Here is a 22,883-nt window from a genome sequence, read left to right as displayed (position 1 = left end):
CGGCCGAAACATACGGTTGCGTATCTTTTTGTGTGAAAGAGGATAAAAGGGAAAGCCGACACCAAAACGGTGGCAACCCCAAGGAGGCGTTTTTCATGACCACTCTGTTTGTCCTGTCCGCCGCGTTTTTACTCGCTGCTGTATCGCTGCTGCACGTCTACTGGGCTGTTGGCGGAAGCTGGGGAGCCTTGTCGCCATTCCTGTATCCGCGGACAGTGCCCGCCCCTTGTTTCGCCCGGGAAAAGCGGGAACGCCCGCAGTAGCAGGCTTGCTGCTGTTCGTCGACTATTTGCTGCTTGCCAAAAGCGGCTACCTTGCGCCACTGATCGCGCCTGCCCTGATCCAATGGGGCTGCATCGCCTGCGCCGCCGTCTTTTTGCTGCGCGCCATGGGCGACTTTCGCTATGTGGGCTTTTTCAAGAAAGTGACGCACACTGCCTTCGCCCGCCAGGATACGCGGCTGTTTAGTCCGCTGTGCCTGTGGCTTGGGTTCGCGTTTGTGGCGGTCTTGCTCTAGGAGCAGCAGCAAACGGGGAGCTTCGCCTGCTGCTTTTTGCCCTGGGACTGGGATGGAAAAGCCGATCTGTCTGTACAAAAAGCCCCCTCTTCTGGGTTAGCCAAACTGGCTACAGACAGGGGGCTGACTTTTTTCTGATGAGACAAAAGGCTCCTGCGCTTTGGTTAGTCTTGCCGTCCAGCGATGGGGCATGGCGTTCTGTGCTTTGCACTGGCGAGCTATTGATTCAGGCTCGTTTCCCCTTTTCATTCCCGAGTGATTGACGACCGTGCCCTTCACTTCCGGGCGATTGACTCGGCACCGTTCATCTTTCTCGCTCCCCAATCATTGTCCCGGGCCCTTTACCCCCTCCGCCTCCGCGCTAACTCCCGCAACCGCTCCACGACCTCCAGCGACGCCGTGTGCGAGCCGAGCATGGCGTGAAACGGCTCCTCGCCGCGCCAGCCGTGAAAATCCGAGCCGCCTGTCATGACGAGGCCGTGCTCGTCGGCCCATTTGCTGTAGCGCAGCTTTTGCAGCTCGTCGTTGTCCGGGTGGTTCACTTCGATTCCGTCCAGCCCGAATGCGATCAGTTCGCGCACAAGCTCGTCATCGTCGTACAGTCCCGGGTGCGCCAGCACGGCTACGCCGCCCGCCTCCTGAATCAGCGTGATTGCCTCCTGCGGCGTGATGCGCGGCGGGTTGACGTACGCCGCTCCCCCTTTTCCCAGGTATTTGTCGAACGCTTCTTCCATCGTAGCGACGACGCCAAGCTCGATCAGTTCCTCGGCGATGTGCGGACGGCCGATGTTTTTGTCCGTCCCCTGCTTGCGGCGGTAGACGTTTTCCAGCGTGATCGCAATGCCCAGCTCCTGCAGGCGGGCGATCAGCAGTTGGTTGCGTTGATGGCGCGTCTCGCGCAGGCTGACCAGCCGCTCCTGGAACGCCTGATCTTCGTAAGGCACAAAATAGCCGAGCACGTGAATGTCCTGGCCATTGCCGACCGAGCTTACCTCCACGCCCGGGATGATTTCCACGCCGAGCTTCGCTCCCGCCTCCATCGCTTCGGCTACGCCTGCCACCGTATCGTGGTCCGTAATCGCAAGAGCAGCCAGTCCGGCTTCTTTTGCCAGGCGCACGTTTTCCGCAGGCTCGCAGGTGCCGTCTGACGCCTTTGTATGAGTATGTAAATCTGCTTGCTTGAGCATGTTGCTTCCACTCCTTCTTTTCGTTTTCTCTAAGTCTGAAATCCGCCCACCGCTCATAGGATGGTACCAAACCCGAATTTTCTCACAGGTTGAGCCGAGGAGGATGTCCATGCGGTTAAAAAACAAGACCCTGACCGGTGTCGTGCAGCCACTCTCCTATGTCGACAAAATGCTCAGACAGCAGGGGTTTCACCGATCAGGCGGGGACGGCATGCCCACGTATGATGTCGTCATGTACGATTCTGCCAGCAGCAGCACGTATTTCCTGCGCATTCCCACCAATTTCACCAACTCGTCAACAGGCAAAGGCGAGATGACTGTCAAGCTGGGTCATCCGTATCTGGAAGCGAAATTTTACATGAACACCTCGGAAGAAATTTTCTTCATACCGAAATCCGTTCGGGAAGCAGCCGAGCACAAACTGGCAGAGATTGCCGATTACCTGTCTTCTCCCTCCGCTCCATCCTGAACCGTGCTCCACAGCCATCTGTTCGCAGCAAACCGATACGCCACTCTCTTTTCTTTTGCCAGGCCGACGAGATAGCCCATGAAAGCCGTCCGGAACAGGGCGTAGCTTGTCGCGTTCTCGATGGAAATGTGCAAGCGTTCACACAGGAGGGCGAGAGCGTCTTCTACTCCGCGCTCCTCTCTTAAAATGTCTTCGATGACGGCGTAAATCCGTTCATGCCATTCCATATTTTTGTGCACCGCACCTTGAGAGGAGGTGGTGTACGCTCCATGACCGGGCAAATATCCTCTGCAATCGGTCGACAGGAGCTTGCGCAAACTGTTCATCGTCTCATGTGCATCTACGAGAAACGGCAGCTTGTGCTTTTCCAATACTTCTTCACCCAAATAACTGTCCGCGGCAAAGCAAATGTCCTCGCAGATCAGACCGACCTGCTGATAGCTGTGCCCCGGCAGAGAAAGGATCGTAAACGGCACACCGTCGATTTCCAGCATCCCTTCTAATGGAAGGAGGTGGTCCACCCGGGAAGCTTGCGCCAGCAAAAACTTGTTTTTCAGCTCCGCAAGCGGTTCTGCTCCCATGTTCAAGTAGATGGGTTCCAGAACCGGATAGCGGATGATCGCTTCTTCCAGCGGTGGCGCGAATACTTTGGCTTCGGGCCAGCATCCGAGCAGGTAGGCGTTTCCTCCGAAGTGATCGGCATGAGCGTGTGTTTGAATGATCGCGCACAAGGGCTGGGCAATCGCGTCCAGCCCTTTTTTGATTTTTTTGGCGGTTTGCGCCTCCAGTCCGGAATCGATCAGAATCGCTCCGCTGTTGCCGATAACCAGGCCGATGTTGACGTGACCGGGAAAATAGCCGACCCGCTCGGTTATCATTTGCGGTGTATAGGCAGACACGATGTTGTCCCTCATTTCATCCTTTTCCTATTTATTTTCTCCAAAATGTCTGCTTCCCCTGCCCTGTTTGCCGATCTCCCTGCCGCTTTTGCGCGAACAGGCTCGCTTGGGCCGCTTTTTCTTTGCGCAATCGGCGAAAGCGACAGGCCAGGCCCGCGCTTCTCGCGTGTGCCTGCCTGCCAAGTATGCAGCGGACCGATGATCGTATAGGGAGGCTGCTGCCGTCCAAGCCCGCTGAACATGTGCGTCGTCGCCGCTACCGCGATGATGGTCACAAGCGAAAACACCGTGCGCTCCAGCCCGATCGTATGCAGCGAACAGAGGACGATCAACCCGTCGATGGCGAGAATCAGCAGCGCCACAGACATGTTGAAGCGCCTGGCCAAAAATTGCGCCAGCAGGTCGGTCCCCCCTGTATTCGTGTCAAAAGCGAGCATCAGACCGACGCCCATTCCGATCAACACCCCGCCCGTCACCGCTGATGCGGACGTCGACCAACTGTTGAAGCCGCGCAAATCCGAGAGCACGTCGATAAAAAACGAAGAGATCAGCATTCCGTGAAAGCTGTGGAAAAACAGCCTGCGGTCATAAAAAAAGACGAGGACATAAACCGGGATACTGACACCCATCATCACCATTCCGGGCGGCCATTGCATGTAATACGTCGCAAGCAGCCCGATCCCGATCATTCCCCCATCCATGAGGCGGTGCGGCACCAAAAACAGGTTGACGCCAATGGCAACGAGCACACTTCCGACGATGATCGCCATACTTTTTTGCAGCCAGTACACGCGCCTCCCCTCCCCCGGACAACTGCTCGCTTATGTGTATGAAAAGACAGATTCGGGTATGTCCTGACAATGTGCAAAATGCGCCAGAGCAAATCGGAACGTTTTGACTCTTCGGTTGACCTATTGGTATACTTACCTGTAACAAGGAAGATACGAATGTTTAGCCGTTTTTGTTCGTACATTTAAAATACACTTAGCGTAACGGAGGTGAATTCTCCGCCTTTCGCACCGCGGGAGGCTGGAGGTGCGCTTGGAGAGTCCGATAGGGGAGATTACGCTGAATCTGCTGCTCGTGGTGTTTTTGGTCCTTCTGAACGGCTTCTTCGTCGCAGCAGAATTCTCGTTGGTAAAAGTTCGCCAAACTCGTCTGGCCCAGCTCGTCAGTGAGGGCAACAACAAACGTGCCCACTACGCGCAAAAGGTCACCCGCGAGCTCGACGCCTATTTATCCGCCTGCCAGCTCGGCATCACGCTGGCATCGCTTGGACTAGGCTGGGTTGGTGAGCCTGCAATCGCCCATTACGTCGAACCCATGATGGCCTATTTTCAATTCCCGTCCTATATGGTGGGGCCCGTTTCGCTTGCCATCGCGTTTGCCATCATCACATTCATGCATATCGTGTTCGGGGAGCTTGCTCCCAAGTCGCTTGCCATCCAGAGAGCGGAAGCAACCTCGCTGTGGACGGCTGCTCCGCTCATGTTTTTCTACAAGCTGAGCTATCCGCTCATCTGGTTTTTAAACGGCGCGGCCAACCTGTTCATCCGGCGTCTGGGCATCGAGCCTGCCCGGGAAAACGATCCGGCCCATACAGAGGAAGAAATCCGGCTGCTCGTCAACCAGAGCCATAAGAGCGGGCATATCGACCAGACGGAAATGGCCCTCGTGGACAACGTGTTCGAGTTTTCCGAACGCCTTGCCCGGGAAATTATGATCCCGCGCATCGACATGATTTGCCTGTACGACGACAACACATTTGACGAAAATCTCCAAATTATCCGGCAATCCCGCCATTCGCGCTTCCCTGTCGCGCACGAAGACAAAGACAGGCTGATCGGCTTCGTTCACACGTCCGACTTTTTCCTGTCGGCGCTGACAACCGGGAAAGCCGAGCTGAAAGATTTTCTCCGTCCCCTGCTCACGGTGCCGGAATCGATGGAAATCAGTCACGTATTGCGGCTGATGCAAAAACGCCGCTCGCAAATTGCGATCGTCATTGACGAGTACGGCGGTACGGCGGGTATTTTGACCATGGAGGACATTCTGGAAGAAATTGTCGGCGACATCCAGGACGAATTTGATGAGAACGAGCGCCCGGAAATCGAAGAAAGCGCAAGCAATGCCCTCTCCGTTTCCGGCAAAACGCTTTTGACCGAGCTGAACGATTTTTTGACCATCGAGATCGTCTCCGATGAGGTCGACACGATCGCCGGTTGGCTCTACAGCCAGTTAAACGAGGAAGTGACGCTCGGAAAAGCCGTCATGTACCAGGGCTATCTGTTCACCATCAGCGAGCTGGAAAACCATCGCATCACCCGTGTAGCGATCACCCATCTGGATGAGGAAGATTCAGCCGCCCTTCCCGACGATACGATTTTACTGCACGCCCAATCGTAAAGAACGACTTTTTTGGCACGTGTCCCCTGCCGCCAGGGGGCACTTCTTGTTTCAACGGTCCGCGTACGACTTTGACAAAGAAGCTGCTTTATCGAGGTGTCATCATGAACTATGCGTTACTAGACAACAAACCTATCCTGTTGCAGCCCGAGACTTACAACCGCATCCCGTACTGGCGCATGGCCGCCCGGCAGGACAAGGTTCGCTGTCCAGCCTGTACCGCCGCGCTGCGCCTGATTGCCGGAATCAGCTTTGAGCCGTACTTCGCGCATCCGGAGGGAGCCGTCTGCCCGCTTTTGGCGCAAGACAGCTCTGCTTCCATGGAGTGGCTGCAAGCTTTGGACGAGACTGCTGCGGCCGTTCTGCACCCGCTTGTGACTGGCGCAAGCCCTGGTGCTGCGACTGACGCTGCGCCCGCTCTCGCTGATGATCCGCATACGCGCGCGCCTGAGCACGCGGCTGCTGCCGACAGTTCGCTCGCCTTTTCGGATGCGGCCGTCCCGGCTCCGGCACAAACGCCAGACGAGCCTGCTGCCCGGGAAGAAGACACGGCGATGATCGGCTCTTTTCGCTTGCCGAAAAAAAGGGCGATTGGCAGCACGGTCACGCCTGCACCGCCTCCGCCAAAGCCTCCGGTCTTTCGCAAACGGTTTATGCCCAAAAAGACGATTGCGCATTTGGCCGAGCAGCAGTTGGACCAGCCGCTTCATCCTACCCAGCAGCAAGCCGTGCAAACGACTGACGGCCCGCTTTTGATCCTCGCCGGAGCCGGCAGCGGCAAGACGCGGGTCATGACGGCCCGCACCGCTCATCTCATCAAAGACTTGGGCGTGGAGCCAAAACGGATCATGGTCGTGACGTTTACGACCAAAGCAGCAGAGGAAATTCGCCAGCGCATCGCCCGGCAACTGCCGTCCGGCCAGGCTCGCGAGCTGATTGCCGGAACGTTCCACAGCATTTTTTACCGCATGCTGTTGCACCATCAGCCAAACGGCTGGGATCAGCAGCGGCTGCTGAAAAAGGACTGGCAAAAGTGGCGGCTGCTGCGCGAAACCGGAGCATTGCTCGGCCATGACGAGCTTATGGCGCTGAAAGAAACGGACATCACCGAAGCGCTCAGCATCGTCAGCCGTTGGAAAAACGAATACATTCTCCCGCAGGAAGCGGCTTTTCGCGAGGCGGCGACCGATGCGGAAAAACGGGCCGCCCAGCTTTACCCGCTCTACGAGGCCGCGAAAAAAAAGCACCAGTGGTTTGATTTTGACGACATGCTGCTCGGCTGCTACGAGCTGTTGCGCGATAACCGCGATCTGCTGCAACGCTACCAGGAGCGGATCACCCACGTCATGATCGACGAGTTTCAAGATATTAACCGCATCCAGTACGAAACGGTTAAGCTGCTCGCCGCACCGCAAAACAACCTGTGCGTCATCGGCGATGATGACCAGTCGATCTACGGCTTTCGCGGCAGTGACCCCCAGTACATATTGGGCTTCACCAAAGATTTTCCGCAAGCTTCCACGATTACGCTGGAAGTCAACTACCGCTCCCACTCCTCGATCGTCAGCCTCGGCTATTCGCTGATCGGCCACAACCGATCTCGCTGGGAAAAAGCGTGCCGGTCGTTCCATCGCGAAGAAGGCGACACGTTTTTGTTCGAACCGGACGACGAAGAAGAGCAGGCATCCCGAATCGTGGATGAAATCGTGCATCGGCGCGAGCAAGGAACGGCGTTCGGCGAGTGCGCGGTGCTGTACCGCACGAACGAGTCGGCCCGGCCGATCCTGGAGCGGCTGAGCGAGGCAGGCATTCCGTTTCACTACACGCAGGAGGAAGACTCGTTTTACCAGCGCCAGACTGTACGCTGGACGTTGCACTATTTGCGGCTGGCGCTCAATCCGGACGATACAGACGCGTTAAAAGAAATTTTGCCGACGCTCTACATCTCCGGCGATGCCTGGAATGCCGTGCGCAGCCAGGCGATTCTCGAGGACAAGCCGATTTTGCACATCCTCCCGCATCTGACCCAGCTCAAGCCCTACCAGCGCAAGCATATGCAAGCGATCAACGACATTCTCGCCGCCTGCAAAGACTGCCCTCCTGCCCAGGCGCTGGAGCTGATTTACGAGGACGGCAAGCTCCGCGAATATTTGAAAAAGCGGGCGCGTGACCGGGAAGATGGCCGGGAACGCTGGAGTGACGAGCTGCAGCAACTTCTCTCTGCCGCCAAGCGCCACGCGACGATCCGCGACTTTTTGGCCTACATCGAGCAGATGATTAGACAGGAAAAAGAGTGGCGCAATCTGCGGCCACTCCCGGATGAAGCTGTACACGTATTGAGTATTCATCGGGCAAAAGGGCTGGAGTACGATCACGTCTTTCTGCCTGATCTGGTCGAAGGCGCCCTGCCGCACGAGTACACGTTGGACGAGCTGCGCAAAGGCGGGTCGACAGCCCTGGAAGAAGAACGGCGTCTGCTATACGTGGCGATTACCCGGGCCCGCCGCAGCCTGTGTATCGGTATCCCCCGGGAGCGCTTCGGACGCAAGACCCGCCCCTCCCGTTTCATCAGCGAAATGGGCCGGTAAATACTGATAGCCGCCGCCCATGTAAATCAGAAACTCTTCCATGTTCGTAATCAATGGAAACATAAGCCAGGCTCCCTTCGTCGCATTTTGGTTAGTATGCGAGCAAAGGGAGCCTGTTATTCATTCGTATGGGCGCAAAACTTGGCCGCTTAGCCGCCGATGATGTTGTATCCGGCGTCTACGTGCAAAATCTCGCCCGTAATGCCTCTGGACAGGTTGCTGAACAGGAAGAGGGCTGTATCGCCTACTTCGGTCTGGTCAATCGTCCGGCGCAGCGGCGCTTTTTCTTCGATTTCTTTCAGAACCGCGTTGAAATTGCGGATGCCTTTTGCCGCCAGGGTGCGGATCGGACCTGCGGAAATCGCGTTGACGCGAATGTTTTCCTTGCCGAGATCGTTCGCGAGGTAGCGCACCGATGCGTCCAGCGCTGCTTTGGCTACGCCCATGACGTTGTAGTTTTGCACGACGCGCTCGCCGCCCAGGTAAGTCAAGGTCACGATGCTGCCGCCTTCTGTCATCAACGGACGAGCTGCGCGGGCAACCGCCACCAGCGAGAACGCGCTGATGTCTTGCGCAAGCGCGTAGCCGTCACGGGAAGTGTTGACAAATTCGCCTTCCAGCTCCTCGGTTTTGGCAAACGCGATGCAGTGCGCCAAGCCGTGAATGACGCCGACTTTTTCCCGAATCGTCGCAAACGCCGCTTCCACTTCTTCATCTTTGGTCACGTCGCAGTTGACCAAGAGCGATTCCTTGCCCAGTTTGGCGGACAGCTCTGCCACGTTTTCGCGCAGACGCTCTCCCTGATAGGTAAAAATCAGGTTCGCTCCTGCGTTGTGCAAAGATTGCGCAATTCCCCAAGCGATGCTGCGGTGGTTCGCTACACCCATGATTACGATATTTTTGCCTTGCAACAATGTATTCATTATGTATTCGCCCCTTCCCAAGCTATTCCCCGCCATTATAACCGATCTTGTCCTTCGTTACGAGAGGGGCGGAAGAAAAGAGCGCGAAACGCTTCGTTTCGACAGCGGCTTTTTGGCTGTTACTCGGCGGCTCCATCCTGTTCAGTCAGCGGCTTTGCAGAAGCAAACGTCCCCCACGTTTCGTCAAAAGGATTCAGCGACGTCCCCATGACCGGGAACTCCGTTACTCCCTGTGCGGCTTCGTCGAACTGGTTCAGATTGGGCTGGTTCATGCTCACATGACTCCTTCCATCCTGCTGCAATTCCATTGTTTTCTTAGGCTGGCAAAGAGCGCCCCTGTTTATGCATGCAGATGATTGGCATGCATGTACGCCGACAGCACAATGTAGATCAGAACCGCGCCAAAAAAGTAGACGCCGTATTCCGCCCGCCTCGCCTGCACGATATACGGCACGAGGTGGCTTGCTGACACGTACAAAAAAATTCCCGTCGTCATCGCGAGCATCACGCTCGACCAGTCAGGCGGAAAAAACCGTTCGGCAAGCCCGAAGCTGCATGCCCCCACTATCGTGGCAATCCCGAGCGAAGTCGCGCCCCACAATGCTTTTTTCCGGGAGTTCGTCGCGGCGAGCATCAAGGAGGCTACCGTGACCCCATCCGGTATTTTATGCAAAAGCATCGCCAGCAGGACAGACATGCCGACCTCTGCGTCCACCTTCAAGCTCGCCACGAGCGACACCCCTTCGACAAAAGCGTGCAGCAAAAAGCCGCCCAGCACCCCGATCACGCCCGTCGAGCCGATTTCCCCTCCGGCCGCCTTTCCGAGCAGCTCCAGCGCGAACAACGCGGCAAAGCCTACGAGCACAAACGGCATCATCCGCAAGCTTTCCCCCTGGATGACGTGCGGCATCAAGTCCAGCATCGTAATCGCCAGCAACAATCCGGCCCCTGCGCTAATCATCGCGAACAGCGCTTTGCGCGACCAGGCGCGAAGACAGAGCAGAAGCCCGCCGATACAGCTCGCAAGCGCCGCAGCAAGCAAAACAAGCCAAAAGAAAGGTTGCATCATACGGTCCTCTCCTCATCCCGCATGAGTATGGGGACGTGTATTCCTTCCATATGTACGCGCCTGTCCGGGTCAATATGAGTGAGCCAGCCACAATTTGTCCGGCTCGTGACGGAATGACAAAAAACGGAGCACCTGTCCGAAACGGGCGAAATGCCACTACTTTTTAGAACCTTTGTCGATTCTCTCTTACCCGGAAAAAAATGGTGCTATAATGAGTCCACCGGGAATACCGAGGGGAAAAAAGGAGTGATTCGGGATGGATGTACAAGTTTGGATGGCTTCGAAAGAGGTAGCTGATCGCCTTGACGTACATGTTCGTACGCTGCGCAACTGGCTGGACTTGTTCGTACCCGCAAAGGAACGTCTGAAAAATCCGCAGGGTCACTATTTGATTAGCGAAGCGGGCTTTGCCCTCTTGAAAGAAGTGAAGGAACGCAAAGATAGCGGAAACAGCTCGCTCAAGGAAATTCAGCGACAGCTCATAGATGAAGGCCGTTTGTCGGAAGAAATGCTGACTGCCGAAGAGTACGCCAGTGCGGAAGAAACAGCCGTAGCCCTCAGTTCCGGAAGCAACCTGGAAGCAGGCGTGAAGGAAATGGAGCTGGCCGTTCACGAGACGCTGCTGAAGTTCCAGCAGGAGCTGGCCCAGCTTTCCTCGCTGAACAACATGCAGTCGGCCATCCTGCAAAAAATCGCCGACATCGAAGAGATGCAGGAATCGCTGCGCCTGGAGATGCGCCGCGTCACCTTCGAGATGGATTTGATGCACCAGCGCCTGACCCGCCGCAAGGAACGGTACGCCCGCCACGAGCCACGCTGGTCGTTGAATCCGTTTCGCTGGTTTACCCGCTCCGACCGGGCGGCAGAACAGTGAGTTTGGCGAAAAAACGACAGAATGGGAAAAAACGACAATTTTAAGAAGTGACGGCAAGCAGTAGTGCCCTAGACTTTCCATATGATAGAATTGTACTAAGCGAACTGGCAGAATATCAGGACTATTTACATTCTATCGACAAAGGACTGGGGCTTTCGTTGTGAGAAAATTGCATATTACTTCAGTGAAGCCAGGAGATGTTATTGCCAAAAGCATTTTTCAGGAAAACGGGAACGTCCTGCTCGGGATGGGCGTACAACTGACGGAACGCTACATCGAACGCCTCAAGCAATTAGGGATTGATACGCTCTACATTCAGGACAAGCGTACAGACGACATTATCCCGGAAGACGTCATTCGCGATGAGACGCGCAAACAGGCGGTCGATGCCGTGTACAAGAAGATGACCACCCTGATGGACCAGCCGCACATGAAACGCCGTACCTCTCTGCCTGATTTTGGAAGCGCTTTTCAAAAGGTGTTCAAAGAGATATTGCAAGACTTGAGCAGCAGAAAAGACGTGCTCGTCAATCTGTCCAATCTCCACGTAATGGACGGCTATTTTTTTCACCACGCCGTCAATGTCGCTGTGCTCGCAGGTGTGGTTGGCCTGGCAAAAGGCTACAACCAGCAACAGATGTTGGAGCTTGGCATCGGCGCCTTGCTGTTTGACATCGGAATGACCCAAGTGCCAAAAGAGCTGTGGAGCTTGCGCAAAGAGTTGACAGCCGAAGAGCGTCAGCGCCTGCAATACCACACCGAAGAAGGCTTCAACCTCCTGCGCAGCCAGCATAATATTTCCGTCGTTTCCGCGCACTGTGCGCTGCAGCATCACGAGCGCTACAACGGGACGGGCTATCCGCGGCAGCTCTGTGGCAAGGACATTCACGAATACGCGCGCATCGTCGCGATTGCGGACGTCTACGACGCGCTGATCTCGCCGCGCCCTTTTCGGCAAAGCTATTCCCCCTCGGATGCGACCGAGTATTTGTTTGCTTCGGGGAATACGTATTTTGATCTGGAGCTGCTCAAGCTGTTTTTGCAGCACGTCGCCATTTTCCCGATTTCCTCCACCGTTCAGCTCAGTTCGGGACATACGGGCGTCGTCTCGCGGGTCAATCCGCTCGCCGTCAACCGGCCGACGATACGCATCCTGACCAACGAGGACGGCTCCGAGGTCGCTGCGCCGTTTGAAATCAACCTGTACGACAAAGAATGGATGAGCGTCACAATTGTCAAAACATTGTAACAATTCCAGTCATAGAAACAGCAGCCACTCCGCTATCGGAAGGGCTGCTGTTGTTTGCGCTATTTTCTAGTCACGCAACAGGCGAAATACTTGCTCGACGTCTTTGTCGCCGCGACCGGACAGGTTGACGATCACAATCTGCTCCCGCGACAGCGTCGGGGCAAGCTTCAGCGCGTAGGCGATGGCATGGGCGCTTTCCAAGGCAGGGATGATTCCTTCCGTCCGGGACAGCTCCTGGAAAGCGGCGAGCACTTCTTCGTTCGTCACGGTGTAATATTCCGCCCGCCCACTCGTCTTGAGCTGGCTGTGCTCCGGCCCGATGCCCGGATAGTCCAGCCCGGCAGCAATCGAGTACGTTTTTTTCGGCTCTCCCTGTTCATCGAGCAGCACGAGGCATTTGAAGCCGTGAATGACAGCCGGAACCCCTTCGGTCAAGGTCGGGGCCTGGTCTGGCTCCACTCCGATCAGGCGCACGGAAGGCTCGTCAATGTAATGGGCAAAAGCACCGATCGCGTTGCTTCCGCCCCCTACGGCAGCGATGACGGCATCAGGCAACCGCCCTTCCTTCTCCAAAATTTGGCGCTTCGACTCCTCGCTGATGATCGCCTGGAAGTGCTTGACCATCGTCGGGAACGGATGCGGCCCTACAGCAGAGCCTAGCAAGTAAAACGTGTTTTGGTAGTTTTGCACCAAATCGTTCAGCGCTTCGTCTACCGCGTCTTTCAATCGGCCCTGCCCTTTGGACACAGGCACTACTTTTGCCCCTAACAACTCCATCCGGAACACGTTCAGCGACTGGCGCTTCGTATCTTCCTCGCCCATGTAGATGATGCATTCCATGCCAAACATCGCGCACGCTGTCGCCGTCGCCACGCCGTGCTGCCCCGCTCCCGTCTCGGCAATGATCCGGTGGGCGCCCATGCGCTTGGCGAGCAAAATTTGCCCGATGACATTGTTGATTTTATGGGCACCTGTATGGTTCAAGTCTTCACGTTTCAAGTAAATTTTCGCGCCGCCCAGCTTGTCCGTCAAATGGCGGGCATACGTCAACGGATTTTCCCGTCCGACGTACTCCTTCAAATAATACCGGAACTCTTCGTTGAACTCGGGATCGTCCTTGTACGTCTCAAACTGCTCTGCCAAGTAATCCAATACTTCCTGCAGCTCTGGGGGAACAAAGCTCCCGCCGAATTCACCGAAATATCCCTTTTTGGTCTGCTCTGTCAAAGACATGCTCATCTCTCCTCAGCTATTACTAGACTCTTCTAATTTTTTCAATCATATAAGATAAAAAGAGCGTTTGTCAACGAATGTAAAGTTTATTCTGAAACTTCTTTGTTTACTGGACAGAAACGGGCAAAACGCTTTCCCGCTCCCGCCCAGGCGACTTGTCATCGCGCCTTTGCATGCGAACGCTGCCAGTACCCGAGCAGCAAAACTGCGCCCACCAACACGACCTTAAACAGCACCACCAGCCATGGCACCGGGGCGATCCATTCGCGGACCGCTTCCTCTGTGAAAATCATGTTGGCTGCAGCGAGGGCAAGCACTCCAGCCCCGACATAGACGAGCCAGGCGAACCGTTCCATGACGCGCAAAATCAACTGGCTGCCAAATACCATCAAGGGCACGCTAATCAGCAGCCCGATGACGATGAGGATGATATTCCCTTGCGCCGCTCCTGCGATGGCGAGAACGTTGTCCAGCCCCATCATGACGTCGGCCACGACGATCGTTTTCACCGCCTGCACGATATCCTCGCTCGCGTCAATGTCCTCCTGCCCGTCCTCCTCCCGCAGCAGCCTGTAACTGATCCACAGCAAAATCAGCCCGCCGATCAGGTACAAGTACGGGATTTTCAGCAAGTACACCGCGAGGATCGTAGCGATGACCCGGACGATTACGGCGAGCATCGTCCCCCAGATGATCGCCTTTTTTTGCTGCGCGACAGGCAGCTTGCGGCAGGCAATGGCGATGACGACGGCATTGTCTCCGCTCAGGACGATATTGATTGTAATAATGAGCAAAAGCGAAGAGTAAAAACCAGGCTCGAACAATGAATTTCCCTCCGTTTCCTTTTGCGTAAAATCTGTCATTTTTACGGTCACAAGCAAAAACAGCCGGTTCTCCCGCCGTGTCCGGGCTTGTTGTCACTGGGCGATTTCAGTATGATGGTAACGAGGAGGGTTGTCGAAATGTCGAAACAATTCGTTATTGAAGCGATCATGTTGGCTATCTACGGGGAGTTGATGGTCCCATCGCAACCGGTAGAATACCTGATACCCGCGTCGACAATCTATGAATTGGACGAATTTATCCAGAGTCCTGAACCAATCATGCCCTACTCCGGCGACGATCAGTACGTGCGTCGGGTCATGAAGGAAATGAGCCAGTTTTTTGCCGATCCATTCAATCGCAAGCGACTGGAAAAAGGACTGATTGCCCCCTGGTCCAAAGTTCCGTTCACCTTTCCGAACGGCGTCACGCTGACGGTCATCAAGGTGGAGGACAACGCCATGTGGGGAGAAATTTTTGATCCCGTCGAGACGCAGCTTCTGCTGACGTCCGTACGTTTTGAAGTCCCGCTGCTCACAGACCAGCCCGATTTTCAGGATCGGATTTTGGAATATATCGTACCTGTTCAATTTTACGATGTGGATGATTTCGATTTCGCCCTGGAGCAAGGCATCTCGCTCAACGACCTGCGCGAGCCGTAAAAGTTGCGAAAGCATGCCCGCAAAAAACAGACGAACAGACTGACGAGCCTGTGCTTGTTGGTCTGTTCGTTTTCTATTATGGCTTTTTATCCGAAGAAAATTGGCTCTTTTATTCTCATTTTTTTGTGCGTATAGTGAGACAAAAGAAAGGGAACAAAGGAGCCGTTTTTATGGGGAGAACTCCGATTTACACCCGCGTTTACAACCAGCTCAGGTACCAAATTTTGAGCGGCGAGCTGCCAATTGGCTCCCATTTGCCGCCGGAGCGAAAGCTCGCTGCCAGGCTCGGCGTCAGCCGCAATACCGTCGTCAGGGCGTATGCCGAGCTGGAGGTGGAAGGCTTCATCGCCGGAAAAATGGGCAGCGGCCGCTACGTCGAGGCTCTCCCGCCTGCCCCGGCCTTGAGCAGAATCCACTGGAGCAGCCAGCACAACTACACGCATCTGCACGCCGCGCCGCCTCATATGGCTGAACTGCTGGCGATTACGGATACGTACCCGGACACGATCAACTTCGCGCATGGCGATGGAGGCAAGCATACGCTCGTCACTTCCGGCTTTCCCGCTTATGTCAAAAGCGCCGCCGACCAGATCAACTCCTACTTTTTCACATCGGTCCAGGGCTTTCCCCTGCTGCGCGAGCAACTCGTCCGCTGGATGGGCTTCGAACAAGTTTCTTCGCCCGAGCAAGTTTGCGTGACTAGCGGCTCGCAGGAAGGGCTGTACCTCATCACGTCCATGCTCGCCAGGCCCGGAGACTGCATCGTCACGGAAATGCCAACGTACTTCGGCTCGTTGCAGCTTTTTCAGTCGCTGGGCATCCAGGTGATTCCCGTTCCGCTCGATCAGGAGGGCATGAAGACGGATATTTTGGAAGGCATTCTTGGCCGCTACCGCCCGCGCTTCATCTACACAGTCCCGACGTTTCACAACCCGACTGGCTACACGCTTTCCCTGGAGCGCCGCAAACATCTTCTGTCGCTGTCCGAGCGCTACGGCATCCCGGTCGTGGAGGACGACGCCTACCGCCACTTGCATCTGGACACACCGCCGCCGCCAGCCCTCAAGGCACTGGACCAAGCCGGCCACGTCATTTATTTAAACACGCTGTCCAAGCTATTGTTCCCCGGGCTGCGCATCGGCTGGATCGCCGCCAATCAGCATTTTATCCAGCTTGTAAGCAGGCTCAAGGAGCTGTCCATCTCTACCAACACGCTGGGACAGATCGCTCTTGCCAACTACTTGAAAGCCGATGCGCTCACGCCTCATCTCGCTCGTTCACGCAACTTGTATCGGCAGCAGGCCGAAGTGATGGAAGCCCATCTACAGCCGCTGACAGCACTCGGTCTGCAATATGAAAAAGCAGCGGGCGGCTTTTACTTCTGGGTCTCGCTTCCGGAAGGCGTCGAAGCGCGCAAGCTGATGCAAACGTGCAGGCAAAAAGGCGTGTCGTTCACGTGCGGGGACATGTTTTTGCTGCGCCATGCCGAGCAGCCCTACATCCGTCTCTGCTTCACCCACGAGCCGCCGAGCCAGATCGAGCGGGGAATGTCGATCATCAGCGAAATTCTCACGCGTCAAAAGGAGGAAGCGTAAATGAAGCTGTCCAAACATTCAGCTAGCTTGTTTTGGCAGGGAGCCTGGGACGCGCTGCCGCTTGCGGCCAGCTACATTTTGTCGGCCATCATTTTCGGGATGATGGCGCTTGCCGCTGGCTTGACCGTCTGGGAGAGCGTGGCGATGTCGCTGTTCATCTACACGGGAGCGGCCCAGTTCAGCGCGGTCGGGATGATTGCGGAGCATACAGGCATGTGGGCGATCCTTCTCACGACGTTCCTGTTGAACACGCGCCATTTTTTGATGGGACTGTCGGTATCTCCGTACTACCAGGGCTTGCCGCTTGCCCACGTGAACGTCCTGGCCTTTTTTATGACCGATGAACAATATGCCGTCTCACTGAATCGGTTTCGCCATCATCAGAGCGAGGCGGCTTATTTGTACGGGGTCAGCCTGACTTTGCACGCTTGCTGGGTGTTGGGCACGTGGGCAGGCAGCCTCGCCGGAGAGTGGATTCCTGATCCGGGGGCGCTTGGCCTTGGGTTCAGCTATATCGCGATGTTCATCGCCTTGTCCTATTTTCAGCTCACCTCGCTTTCGCGCATCCTCACGTTTCTTTTGTGCGGAGGGCTGGCCGTCGGCGTCGCCTTGCTTTTGCCAAACGGGCTGCATCTGCTCGTAGCGGGACTGGTCGCCTTTTGCATCGGATTCGCCTTGCCTGCCAAGGAAAAAGCCGCTTCATCGCCACAAGCCGAATCGGCACAGGGGGTCGAGACTGCATGAATCTGTTCTGGCTGTTTGTCCTCATGAGTATCGCCACGTACTTCTCCCGCCGCGCTTTCATGCGCCTGCCCAGCTACTGGATGTCGCCACGGCTGAAAAGCGGGCTGAGCTACATTCCGGTAGGGATTTTCGCAGCGCTCATTTTCCCGGCGCTGTTCGTGCAAAACCAGTCGCTCGTCTTCCAGCCGATATTCTTCGTCGCCGGGATCGCCTGCCTCATCGTCATGCTGCTCAGCAAAAACGCCTTTCTCAGCTTTGGCGTCAGCATGGCGATTGTCGTGATCGCCTCGCTGCAGCTCCTGCCCTAACCTGGCGGAAAAAATGCCGCCGCAGAGGTTTGTCCATGGTACAATGTGGGTAAAGACATAGGAAAGCGGTCCGGGGAGGAATTGTATAAATGGAACTGACAAAACGAAGCAACGGTACAGATTGGGAGGCAGAAGCGGCAACGGCCCAATCGATCTTGTTTAAAATGGGAAGCGAGTATTACGGGCTCTCCATTGCTTTGGTGCGCGAAATCATCAAGCCACTGCCCATCACCCGTTTCCCCAAGTCGCCTGTGTACGTGGAAGGCGTCATCGACCTGCGCGGGCGGATTTTGCCGATCGTGAACCTGCGCAAAATGTTCGGCCTGGAGCCGATTGCCCAGACGGATGACACCCGCTTTGTCGATTTGCAACTGGAAGGGCTGAATATCGGCATCATCGTCGACGCGGTGTCCGAAGTGATGAACATTCCACAGCATCTGATCGAACCGGCGCCACCGATCGTCGCTGGCGTAGAGGGCAAGTATTTGCAAGGAATTGCCCGCCTGGACGATAAGCTGATTATGCTTTTGGATGTCGATGAAATTTTTGGTCAATGGAAAAAAGTGTAGGCGATAGCCTGAGCGAAACCAGTACATGACAACTGTACTGGTTTTTTTGTACGGTCGTCCTGCCGCTTTGGACGGCGGTCTTTGCGAAACCTGGCGGCAGCTTGATGCGTACTACTCGTTGCAATCATTTTCTTTTTAACGGAGCGTGAATCCTGTGCATACTCATCCGCTTTTCCCGCTGGCAAAAGCAATTCCGCTCGCTCTCTGCTGCGGTCAGTATAAAACGCTGTACAGCATGTGCAGCGCGGCCTTTCGGGACGAGGTCAGTCTGGAGGAATTTGTTTCCTTCGCCTCCGACTTTCAGCGCGATGGCACCCCATATGCGGAACAGCCACTCTCCGTCGTGCCGCTTGCGGGGATGAGCCGTTTCGTCTGGACTACAAGCGATGGACAAAAAGGCTTGTCCGCGGCGATCGACTCGCAAGGAACGACCGGGTCGCAGCCGGGGATGTGCTCGGGCGGTGCGGGAACTCGGGCAATTCCAGCGAAGCGCATCTGCATTTTCAAGTCTCCAACGCCCTCGACCCGTACACCGCCGTCTCGATTCCGATCCGGTTTCAGTCGCACGCTGCGATCGTCCAAGGGATGTTTGTCCGTGGCTGATTCCCCGATCTCGGACTCCCTTGCTTCCCGATTGGAAAACTTGGCGGCACAATTCTTATCTGTACAAAAAAAGAGCGGGAGCCATCCCGCCCTTTCTGTTTTCTACTCCCTGCCCCCACTTGCCAAATACGCATAATTCACCCAGACCATTTCTTCGATCCCTAAAATCTCTTTGAAAAGATCCACCGAATCGTACAAAAGCGAAGCGCCGGTTTCTTCGTCTACATCTGTCAGCAGTTGCAAATCAAACAGCGAGCGCAACTGCTGCACTTGTTTTGGCCCCGCGATCCGACTGAACGATTGCGGCTTGATTCGCGTAATTCCTTTGCCTACCTCTCGCCGATACAACTCCGAACGCACAACCCGGTCCAGTATGTCTTCATACTTTTGCCGAACGTCCTCGCTGTCTGTAATCCCTTCCTGCAGGTCAATCTCCGGATAAAGTCTGCCGAACTCCGCCTCCGCCATCTCCACATCCAGTGAATAGCTGATCGTCGCCGAAGAGACTTCGAAACCAGCATCGAACAGACGAAACCCCCAGCCATTGTCTTCTGCGTCGTGAAACCAAAGCAGCGGCACGAATTGCTTCGACAGTTGAAGCAAAAACTCAAGCGTCGAGGAAGTTTCAATCCACTCATCCTGCAGGAAAAATGCGTTCCAGTCGCCATTGATGCTTCTGTGGAAGTACGGTTGCGAAGACTTGGACAAGGCAATCAGCACTTTCGGTTCGTATTTGCGTGGATAAAGAATGCCGGTCGTGAACTCACCCATCCGTTTTCCACCGCTTTCTGGAAAGCTTTCCCTGGTCCTTTTCTTAGTCTATTCAGGTACCGCTTGTTTTTTGCTGTGATCTTTATCAAACGTGCTCGTGTGGATCACCGTATGCACAGCTCCCTCCGGCAAAAGCTCCGAACGGTACAGATGGACATGCCGCACCTTCCAGCGAGGCGCGTCGGCTGCCAAGTACCGCTCGTTCCAGTCGAGCAGCGGCAGCCCTTCCGGCGATGCTTGCGGTCCGCGGGCGAGCGTGATGTGCGGACGGTAGCGCTTGCGATCATACGACACCCCCTGATGTAGCTCGAACCGTCTGCCGAGCAGCAGGTGAAGCTGCTTGAGCGGATTCGTTTGCCCGCACAGGCCGAGCCAGAGGACGCGGGGATGCTGGGCATGGGGAAACGCCCCGAAGCCGCCGATGCGCAGTTGAAACGGTTCGATAATCGCGCTGACGATGTCCATGTCCTCACAGATGGCCGGGACGAGCGCTTCGTCGACTTCGCCGAGAAAATGCAGCGTCAAATGAAGATTGTGCAGCGGCTGCCATCTGTCTGCCTGTACTTCCGATTTCAGCCGCTTTTGTACATCGGCAATATAGCGGACAGCCTCTTCGGGAATGTCCAGGGCCACGAACAAACGCATAGACGGATTCCTGCCTCCTTTTTATCCAAACGCCTGCCTTGCCGCGAACGAAAAATAGCCCCCCTGTGACGGAGAGCCATTTTTTACATCCACGCCGCGTCAGGCAGCCATCATCTTTCCGGTTACGATGCCCAAAACGCTGCGCACATATTCGCCGAGTCGCCCGGAGCCAGGCTGATACGTAAAACGAAGCGTCAATTCGACATGTCCCACATGTCCCGCAGGAGGAATGTTCCAGAAAAGGTCCGCTTCTCCGTACAAAATTTCCTCAATGCGCTGCTTCTTGCCTTCGATGTCCAGATCAGGATCGTGAGACAACGAGAATTTCATCATGATGGAAAACGAATCTTTTTTGATCCCATCCCGCAAGCTTAATTTGCCGTGGATCGCGACGAGTCCCGCTTCTCCCCACAAGTTGTACTCCAGCAAAGCCTGGCATTGCGGTTGAACCTGCAGCTCAAGAGCCGGAAGTCCTCCCTCAATCGTAAGTGCGTGACGCTTTGCCAACAGTTCGATCTCCCCTTGAAAACGGTGAGCGCATTCGGAAACAGCCTGGAACAAATCGGGCTCTACAGCGTACATCGTCGTCACCTCTCCCCAACGGATTATCTGCTTTACTACTTCGAAACTCCCCTTGTCGTATCCTTTGTTGAAAAATGACTTATTTACCCATATTTCCTCGAAGGGCAAAAGATTCCTATGAAAATTCTTTTTCACAATGTTGCAACATTCATTCGTACGGGACGGGCATTCCCGGAAACGCTTTCACAAACAGGGCTCGCAGGTGCTCCTGTACACGCTCGTCCAGCTCCAATTGGTAGAGTGCGCCATTTTCATAGCGCAAAAAGGGAAACGCTCCCAAGCGCAAAGGAGAAACTTCTTTAGTCTCCACATACTCCGGCAAAGTCAGCAGGAAACGGGAAAACGGGTTAGCCTCGTCCTCGGACATATGGACGACTTCAAACAGGTCGGACAGGCCGGGCGTCACAATCAGCTCCAGCAGCTCGCCGCGCTCTGCGACCCAGACCGTAAACGACGATTCCCTCACTTCGCTGCGCGCGTGCCTGCGCATCACCCAGACCGCCTGGCGGACCGTACTCATTAACAGATGCTGCGCGCCTTCTGCCCCATGTGCCTCAACCATCCGCCTGTAGCGGAAAACAAAGGCCAGCCCTTCTTCTGCAAGCACAGCGTCGGGCAAGGAAAGCGCCGGGATGCTGAGCGTCTCCTCCTCGCGCACCTGCGCCTCCTGCGGTATGGCTTCGCTTCTCCCCTCGAACAGCGAGCGAATCATTTCCCGGGTGCGCTCAACCTCTGCTGTGGAAAACGAAATGGCCTCGGAGTATATGTGCGTCAGCTCGCCTCCCTCGTAAGCCAAATAGTGCAAAAAGGTGCGCGGCTGCTCCAGCATTTTCAGCGCCATGCCCCGCTGCTCCGCCTGCCGGATGTCAAAAGTGAGCGGAAAGCCGAGCGGCTGCAGCGGATCGGACAAAGTCCAGATCACGCCGAGCAGCTTTCCCTGGTACGTCTTGAATTCGACGGAGACAGCATCGCGCGTCTGCTCGACGAAGGCGTCCACCGATTCAAACACCAGGTACAGCTCGACTTCGCCCTGCCCGTTCAACCGGGCAAAATAGGGCAGCCCGGCCTCGCTCGCAAGCTCGTACAAATCACGGTACGCGCTCTTGTCGAGCACCTCGCCCTGCGTCGCCGCCTCGGGCGATCGCAGGGCAGGGTCCGGGCTGAGCACAGGATAAAAGTCCTCACTCATCCGGTTGCTCCCCCTGTTTTGCCCACGCCTGCATCAGCGGCCAGCCATCCATCTGCGCGAGCAGCGCACGGTCCGTCGCATCAATGTGCACAGGCGTGATGGCGATATAATCATGCTTCACGAGGTCGTAGTCAAACGGCTCGGCAATCGGCATGACTTGCGGATACTCGCGTGTCAAAAAGTACCCTTCCGCTTCCTCGCTGTACTTGTCTTCATAATGATGCAGCGAAAGCGTGGCCGGGACGATGCCTTTCACCTGCGCCAACGGAACGTGCGGGATGTTGACGTTCCAGAAAACTTCCGGGGGCAGCTCGCCTTTTACTGCCCGTTCGCTGAACTCTTTCACCAGCGGCTCAATCATCTGCACGACATCGCCGTAATTTTCCTGGTCATACCAGTTATCGTAGGACAGGGCTACGCCAGGAACGCCCAAAATGACCGCTTCCCGCGCCCCGCTGCACGTGCCGGAGTAATAAATGTCACGCCCCAGATTCGTTCCGACATTGATTCCGGAAAAGACGATATCCGGTTTTTCGTCCGCGGCAAACAGCAAATGGTACGCCGCCTTGACGCAGTCGGCCGGATTGCCGTTCACGGCCCACGCTTTGACGGGAAGACCGTAAAAGTCGCGTTTTTCCGGTGCCAGTGCGGTACGATAGGTTACCCCATGACCGACACCGCTTTTTTCTTCAACGGGAGCCACCACAAAGATTTCCGCTTGGTCCAGTACGAGCAGTGCTTCCACCAATCGCTTGATGCCCAGAGCATCAATGCCGTCGTCATTCGTCACTAAAATTCGCAACACAAGATCTCCTCCTTCATCGTGGCGCCCATCTTCACTTGCACGTGGCTTCCTTTTATTGTACTTTAGAAAGCTTTGCCAAGCCAAGCTTCCAGAAGCTTCCGGTCGAGAGCGCCGCCTCTTTGCCTATTAGAAAACTTGGCTGCGCCAAGCTTTTGGCGCAGCCTTCGTTGCCCT

The 22,883-nt window shown here is 55.6% G+C and carries 26 protein-coding genes; 13 read left to right on the top strand and 13 right to left on the bottom strand.

Annotated elements, in window-relative coordinates:
- Window positions 1-95 precede the first annotated feature (95 nt).
- Together AC27IT_RS22930 and AC27IT_RS22925 are read left to right on the top strand one after the other, a co-directional pair.
- Window positions 96-263, top strand: coding sequence for a hypothetical protein (locus AC27IT_RS22930; protein ID WP_309479261.1), 168 nt, complete (start codon window positions 96-98; stop codon window positions 261-263).
- Complete coding sequence (locus tag AC27IT_RS22925; protein ID WP_235694708.1) at window positions 227-517, top strand: DUF3995 domain-containing protein; 291 nt, start codon at window positions 227-229, stop codon at window positions 515-517. Before AC27IT_RS22930 ends, AC27IT_RS22925 begins: the two co-directional genes overlap by 37 nt.
- A gap of 341 nt (window positions 518-858) precedes the next feature.
- Here the strand turns inward: AC27IT_RS22925 and AC27IT_RS22920 are convergent, their stop codons facing one another.
- Window positions 859-1,704, bottom strand: a complete 846-nt coding sequence (locus AC27IT_RS22920; RefSeq protein ID WP_007784549.1) for a PHP domain-containing protein — start codon at window positions 1,702-1,704, stop codon at window positions 859-861.
- 109 nt (window positions 1,705-1,813) lie between these two features.
- Between AC27IT_RS22920 and AC27IT_RS22915 the strand changes: the two genes are divergently transcribed.
- Entirely contained in the window at window positions 1,814-2,173 is a 360-nt protein-coding gene (locus AC27IT_RS22915) for a YugN family protein (protein ID WP_005828236.1), read from the top strand.
- On the opposite strand, the gene AC27IT_RS22910 is transcribed toward AC27IT_RS22915, so the two are convergent.
- Both AC27IT_RS22910 and AC27IT_RS22905 read right to left on the bottom strand, forming a co-directional pair.
- Window positions 2,143-3,087, bottom strand: a complete 945-nt coding sequence (locus AC27IT_RS22910; RefSeq protein ID WP_005828234.1) for an MBL fold metallo-hydrolase — start codon at window positions 3,085-3,087, stop codon at window positions 2,143-2,145. The genes AC27IT_RS22915 and AC27IT_RS22910 overlap by 31 nt on opposite strands.
- Complete coding sequence (locus AC27IT_RS22905; RefSeq protein WP_310670565.1) at window positions 3,084-3,863, bottom strand: YitT family protein; 780 nt, start codon at window positions 3,861-3,863, stop codon at window positions 3,084-3,086. The genes AC27IT_RS22910 and AC27IT_RS22905 overlap by 4 nt, the downstream gene beginning before the upstream one ends.
- Window positions 3,864-4,107: 244 nt before the next feature.
- Between AC27IT_RS22905 and AC27IT_RS22900 the strand changes: the two genes are divergently transcribed.
- Window positions 4,108-5,478 carry a hemolysin family protein gene (locus AC27IT_RS22900; RefSeq protein WP_035987282.1) on the top strand — a complete coding sequence of 457 codons (1,371 nt, stop codon included), beginning with the start codon at window positions 4,108-4,110 and terminating at the stop codon, window positions 5,476-5,478.
- 104 nt (window positions 5,479-5,582) lie between these two features.
- Window positions 5,583-8,066 carry a UvrD-helicase domain-containing protein gene (locus AC27IT_RS22895; RefSeq protein WP_290426504.1) on the top strand — a complete coding sequence of 828 codons (2,484 nt, stop codon included), beginning with the start codon at window positions 5,583-5,585 and terminating at the stop codon, window positions 8,064-8,066.
- Window positions 8,067-8,215: 149 nt separating this feature from the next.
- Here the strand turns inward: AC27IT_RS22895 and fabI are convergent, their stop codons facing one another.
- The 3 genes from fabI to AC27IT_RS22880 form a co-directional block, all read right to left on the bottom strand.
- Entirely contained in the window at window positions 8,216-8,989 is a 774-nt protein-coding gene (fabI, locus tag AC27IT_RS22890; RefSeq protein ID WP_005828227.1) for an enoyl-ACP reductase FabI, read from the bottom strand.
- Between the two features lie 119 nt (window positions 8,990-9,108).
- On the bottom strand, window positions 9,109-9,261 hold the full coding sequence (locus tag AC27IT_RS22885) for a hypothetical protein (protein ID WP_005828225.1): 153 nt from the start codon (window positions 9,259-9,261) through the stop codon (window positions 9,109-9,111).
- Between the two features lie 68 nt (window positions 9,262-9,329).
- Window positions 9,330-10,058, bottom strand: a complete 729-nt coding sequence (locus tag AC27IT_RS22880; RefSeq protein WP_025846622.1) for a ZIP family metal transporter — start codon at window positions 10,056-10,058, stop codon at window positions 9,330-9,332.
- A 256-nt stretch (window positions 10,059-10,314) separates the two neighbouring features.
- Here AC27IT_RS22880 and AC27IT_RS22875 point away from each other — a divergent pair, with 256 nt between their 5' ends.
- Together AC27IT_RS22875 and AC27IT_RS22870 are read left to right on the top strand one after the other, a co-directional pair.
- On the top strand, window positions 10,315-10,932 hold the full coding sequence (locus AC27IT_RS22875; RefSeq protein ID WP_487092118.1) for a MerR family transcriptional regulator: 618 nt from the start codon (window positions 10,315-10,317) through the stop codon (window positions 10,930-10,932).
- Window positions 10,933-11,092: 160 nt separating this feature from the next.
- On the top strand, window positions 11,093-12,181 hold the full coding sequence (locus AC27IT_RS22870; protein ID WP_005828218.1) for an HD-GYP domain-containing protein: 1,089 nt from the start codon (window positions 11,093-11,095) through the stop codon (window positions 12,179-12,181).
- A gap of 66 nt (window positions 12,182-12,247) precedes the next feature.
- On the opposite strand, the gene trpB is transcribed toward AC27IT_RS22870, so the two are convergent.
- Both trpB and AC27IT_RS22860 read right to left on the bottom strand, forming a co-directional pair.
- Window positions 12,248-13,414 carry a tryptophan synthase subunit beta gene (gene trpB, locus AC27IT_RS22865; protein WP_005828216.1) on the bottom strand — a complete coding sequence of 389 codons (1,167 nt, stop codon included), beginning with the start codon at window positions 13,412-13,414 and terminating at the stop codon, window positions 12,248-12,250.
- A gap of 158 nt (window positions 13,415-13,572) precedes the next feature.
- Window positions 13,573-14,277 (bottom strand): TerC family protein, encoded by a 705-nt coding sequence (locus AC27IT_RS22860; protein WP_051556843.1) that lies wholly within the window; start codon window positions 14,275-14,277, stop codon window positions 13,573-13,575.
- A gap of 99 nt (window positions 14,278-14,376) precedes the next feature.
- Between AC27IT_RS22860 and AC27IT_RS22855 the strand changes: the two genes are divergently transcribed.
- From AC27IT_RS22855 to AC27IT_RS22830, 6 genes are all read left to right on the top strand, one after another.
- Complete coding sequence (locus tag AC27IT_RS22855; protein ID WP_005828212.1) at window positions 14,377-14,898, top strand: hypothetical protein; 522 nt, start codon at window positions 14,377-14,379, stop codon at window positions 14,896-14,898.
- A 170-nt stretch (window positions 14,899-15,068) separates the two neighbouring features.
- Window positions 15,069-16,493 carry a MocR-like pyridoxine biosynthesis transcription factor PdxR gene (pdxR, locus tag AC27IT_RS22850; RefSeq protein WP_487092117.1) on the top strand — a complete coding sequence of 475 codons (1,425 nt, stop codon included), beginning with the start codon at window positions 15,069-15,071 and terminating at the stop codon, window positions 16,491-16,493.
- On the top strand, window positions 16,494-17,237 hold the full coding sequence (locus tag AC27IT_RS22845; RefSeq protein WP_197187537.1) for an AzlC family ABC transporter permease: 744 nt from the start codon (window positions 16,494-16,496) through the stop codon (window positions 17,235-17,237).
- Complete coding sequence (locus AC27IT_RS22840) at window positions 17,234-17,545, top strand: AzlD domain-containing protein (protein ID WP_122953050.1); 312 nt, start codon at window positions 17,234-17,236, stop codon at window positions 17,543-17,545. The genes AC27IT_RS22845 and AC27IT_RS22840 overlap by 4 nt, the downstream gene beginning before the upstream one ends.
- Window positions 17,546-17,634: 89 nt before the next feature.
- The gene (locus AC27IT_RS22835; protein WP_007784566.1) at window positions 17,635-18,114 is read left to right on the top strand and encodes a chemotaxis protein CheW; all 480 of its coding nucleotides are present in this window, start codon (window positions 17,635-17,637) and stop codon (window positions 18,112-18,114) included.
- A 237-nt stretch (window positions 18,115-18,351) separates the two neighbouring features.
- Window positions 18,352-18,717, top strand: coding sequence for a M23 family metallopeptidase (locus AC27IT_RS22830; RefSeq protein ID WP_412679518.1), 366 nt, complete (start codon window positions 18,352-18,354; stop codon window positions 18,715-18,717).
- A 102-nt stretch (window positions 18,718-18,819) separates the two neighbouring features.
- Here AC27IT_RS22830 and AC27IT_RS22825 read toward each other — a convergent pair whose 3' ends face one another.
- The 5 genes from AC27IT_RS22825 to surE form a co-directional block, all read right to left on the bottom strand.
- Window positions 18,820-19,488, bottom strand: coding sequence for a hypothetical protein (locus AC27IT_RS22825; RefSeq protein ID WP_003842325.1), 669 nt, complete (start codon window positions 19,486-19,488; stop codon window positions 18,820-18,822).
- Window positions 19,489-19,536: 48 nt separating this feature from the next.
- Entirely contained in the window at window positions 19,537-20,133 is a 597-nt protein-coding gene (thpR, locus tag AC27IT_RS22820) for an RNA 2',3'-cyclic phosphodiesterase (protein WP_487092116.1), read from the bottom strand.
- 99 nt (window positions 20,134-20,232) lie between these two features.
- Window positions 20,233-20,715, bottom strand: a complete 483-nt coding sequence (locus tag AC27IT_RS22815) for a hypothetical protein (protein ID WP_005828919.1) — start codon at window positions 20,713-20,715, stop codon at window positions 20,233-20,235.
- Between the two features lie 148 nt (window positions 20,716-20,863).
- The gene (locus AC27IT_RS22810; protein WP_026557497.1) at window positions 20,864-21,904 is read right to left on the bottom strand and encodes a hypothetical protein; all 1,041 of its coding nucleotides are present in this window, start codon (window positions 21,902-21,904) and stop codon (window positions 20,864-20,866) included.
- The gene (gene surE, locus AC27IT_RS22805) at window positions 21,897-22,706 is read right to left on the bottom strand and encodes a 5'/3'-nucleotidase SurE (protein ID WP_025845854.1); all 810 of its coding nucleotides are present in this window, start codon (window positions 22,704-22,706) and stop codon (window positions 21,897-21,899) included. Before surE ends, AC27IT_RS22810 begins: the two co-directional genes overlap by 8 nt.
- Between the last annotated feature and the right edge of the window lie 177 nt (window positions 22,707-22,883).

The organism is Brevibacillus sp. YAE8, from assembly GCF_057543335.1.
This window is presented reverse-complemented; position numbering and strand designations above follow the sequence as displayed.

Bases quoted from the DNA above. Each gene is read 5' to 3' on its own strand.
- AC27IT_RS22930 (WP_309479261.1), top strand. From the start codon at position 96: ATGACCACTCTGTTTGTCCTGTCCGCCGCGTTTTTACTCGCTGCTGTA.
- AC27IT_RS22920 (WP_007784549.1), bottom strand. From the start codon at position 1,704: ATGCTCAAGCAAGCAGATTTACATACTCATACAAAGGCGTCAGACGGC.
- AC27IT_RS22915 (WP_005828236.1), top strand. From the start codon at position 1,814: ATGCGGTTAAAAAACAAGACCCTGACCGGTGTCGTGCAGCCACTCTCC.
- AC27IT_RS22910 (WP_005828234.1), bottom strand. From the start codon at position 3,087: ATGAGGGACAACATCGTGTCTGCCTATACACCGCAAATGATAACCGAG.
- AC27IT_RS22895 (WP_290426504.1), top strand. From the start codon at position 5,583: ATGAACTATGCGTTACTAGACAACAAACCTATCCTGTTGCAGCCCGAG.
- fabI (WP_005828227.1), bottom strand. From the start codon at position 8,989: ATGAATACATTGTTGCAAGGCAAAAATATCGTAATCATGGGTGTAGCG.
- AC27IT_RS22885 (WP_005828225.1), bottom strand. From the start codon at position 9,261: ATGAACCAGCCCAATCTGAACCAGTTCGACGAAGCCGCACAGGGAGTA.
- AC27IT_RS22880 (WP_025846622.1), bottom strand. From the start codon at position 10,058: ATGATGCAACCTTTCTTTTGGCTTGTTTTGCTTGCTGCGGCGCTTGCG.
- AC27IT_RS22875 (WP_487092118.1), top strand. From the start codon at position 10,315: ATGGATGTACAAGTTTGGATGGCTTCGAAAGAGGTAGCTGATCGCCTT.
- trpB (WP_005828216.1), bottom strand. From the start codon at position 13,414: ATGTCTTTGACAGAGCAGACCAAAAAGGGATATTTCGGTGAATTCGGC.
- AC27IT_RS22860 (WP_051556843.1), bottom strand. From the start codon at position 14,277: ATGACAGATTTTACGCAAAAGGAAACGGAGGGAAATTCATTGTTCGAG.
- AC27IT_RS22855 (WP_005828212.1), top strand. From the start codon at position 14,377: ATGTCGAAACAATTCGTTATTGAAGCGATCATGTTGGCTATCTACGGG.
- pdxR (WP_487092117.1), top strand. From the start codon at position 15,069: ATGGGGAGAACTCCGATTTACACCCGCGTTTACAACCAGCTCAGGTAC.
- AC27IT_RS22845 (WP_197187537.1), top strand. From the start codon at position 16,494: ATGAAGCTGTCCAAACATTCAGCTAGCTTGTTTTGGCAGGGAGCCTGG.
- AC27IT_RS22840 (WP_122953050.1), top strand. From the start codon at position 17,234: ATGAATCTGTTCTGGCTGTTTGTCCTCATGAGTATCGCCACGTACTTC.
- AC27IT_RS22835 (WP_007784566.1), top strand. From the start codon at position 17,635: ATGGAACTGACAAAACGAAGCAACGGTACAGATTGGGAGGCAGAAGCG.
- AC27IT_RS22825 (WP_003842325.1), bottom strand. From the start codon at position 19,488: ATGGGTGAGTTCACGACCGGCATTCTTTATCCACGCAAATACGAACCG.
- thpR (WP_487092116.1), bottom strand. From the start codon at position 20,133: ATGCGTTTGTTCGTGGCCCTGGACATTCCCGAAGAGGCTGTCCGCTAT.
- AC27IT_RS22815 (WP_005828919.1), bottom strand. From the start codon at position 20,715: ATGTACGCTGTAGAGCCCGATTTGTTCCAGGCTGTTTCCGAATGCGCT.
- AC27IT_RS22810 (WP_026557497.1), bottom strand. From the start codon at position 21,904: ATGAGTGAGGACTTTTATCCTGTGCTCAGCCCGGACCCTGCCCTGCGA.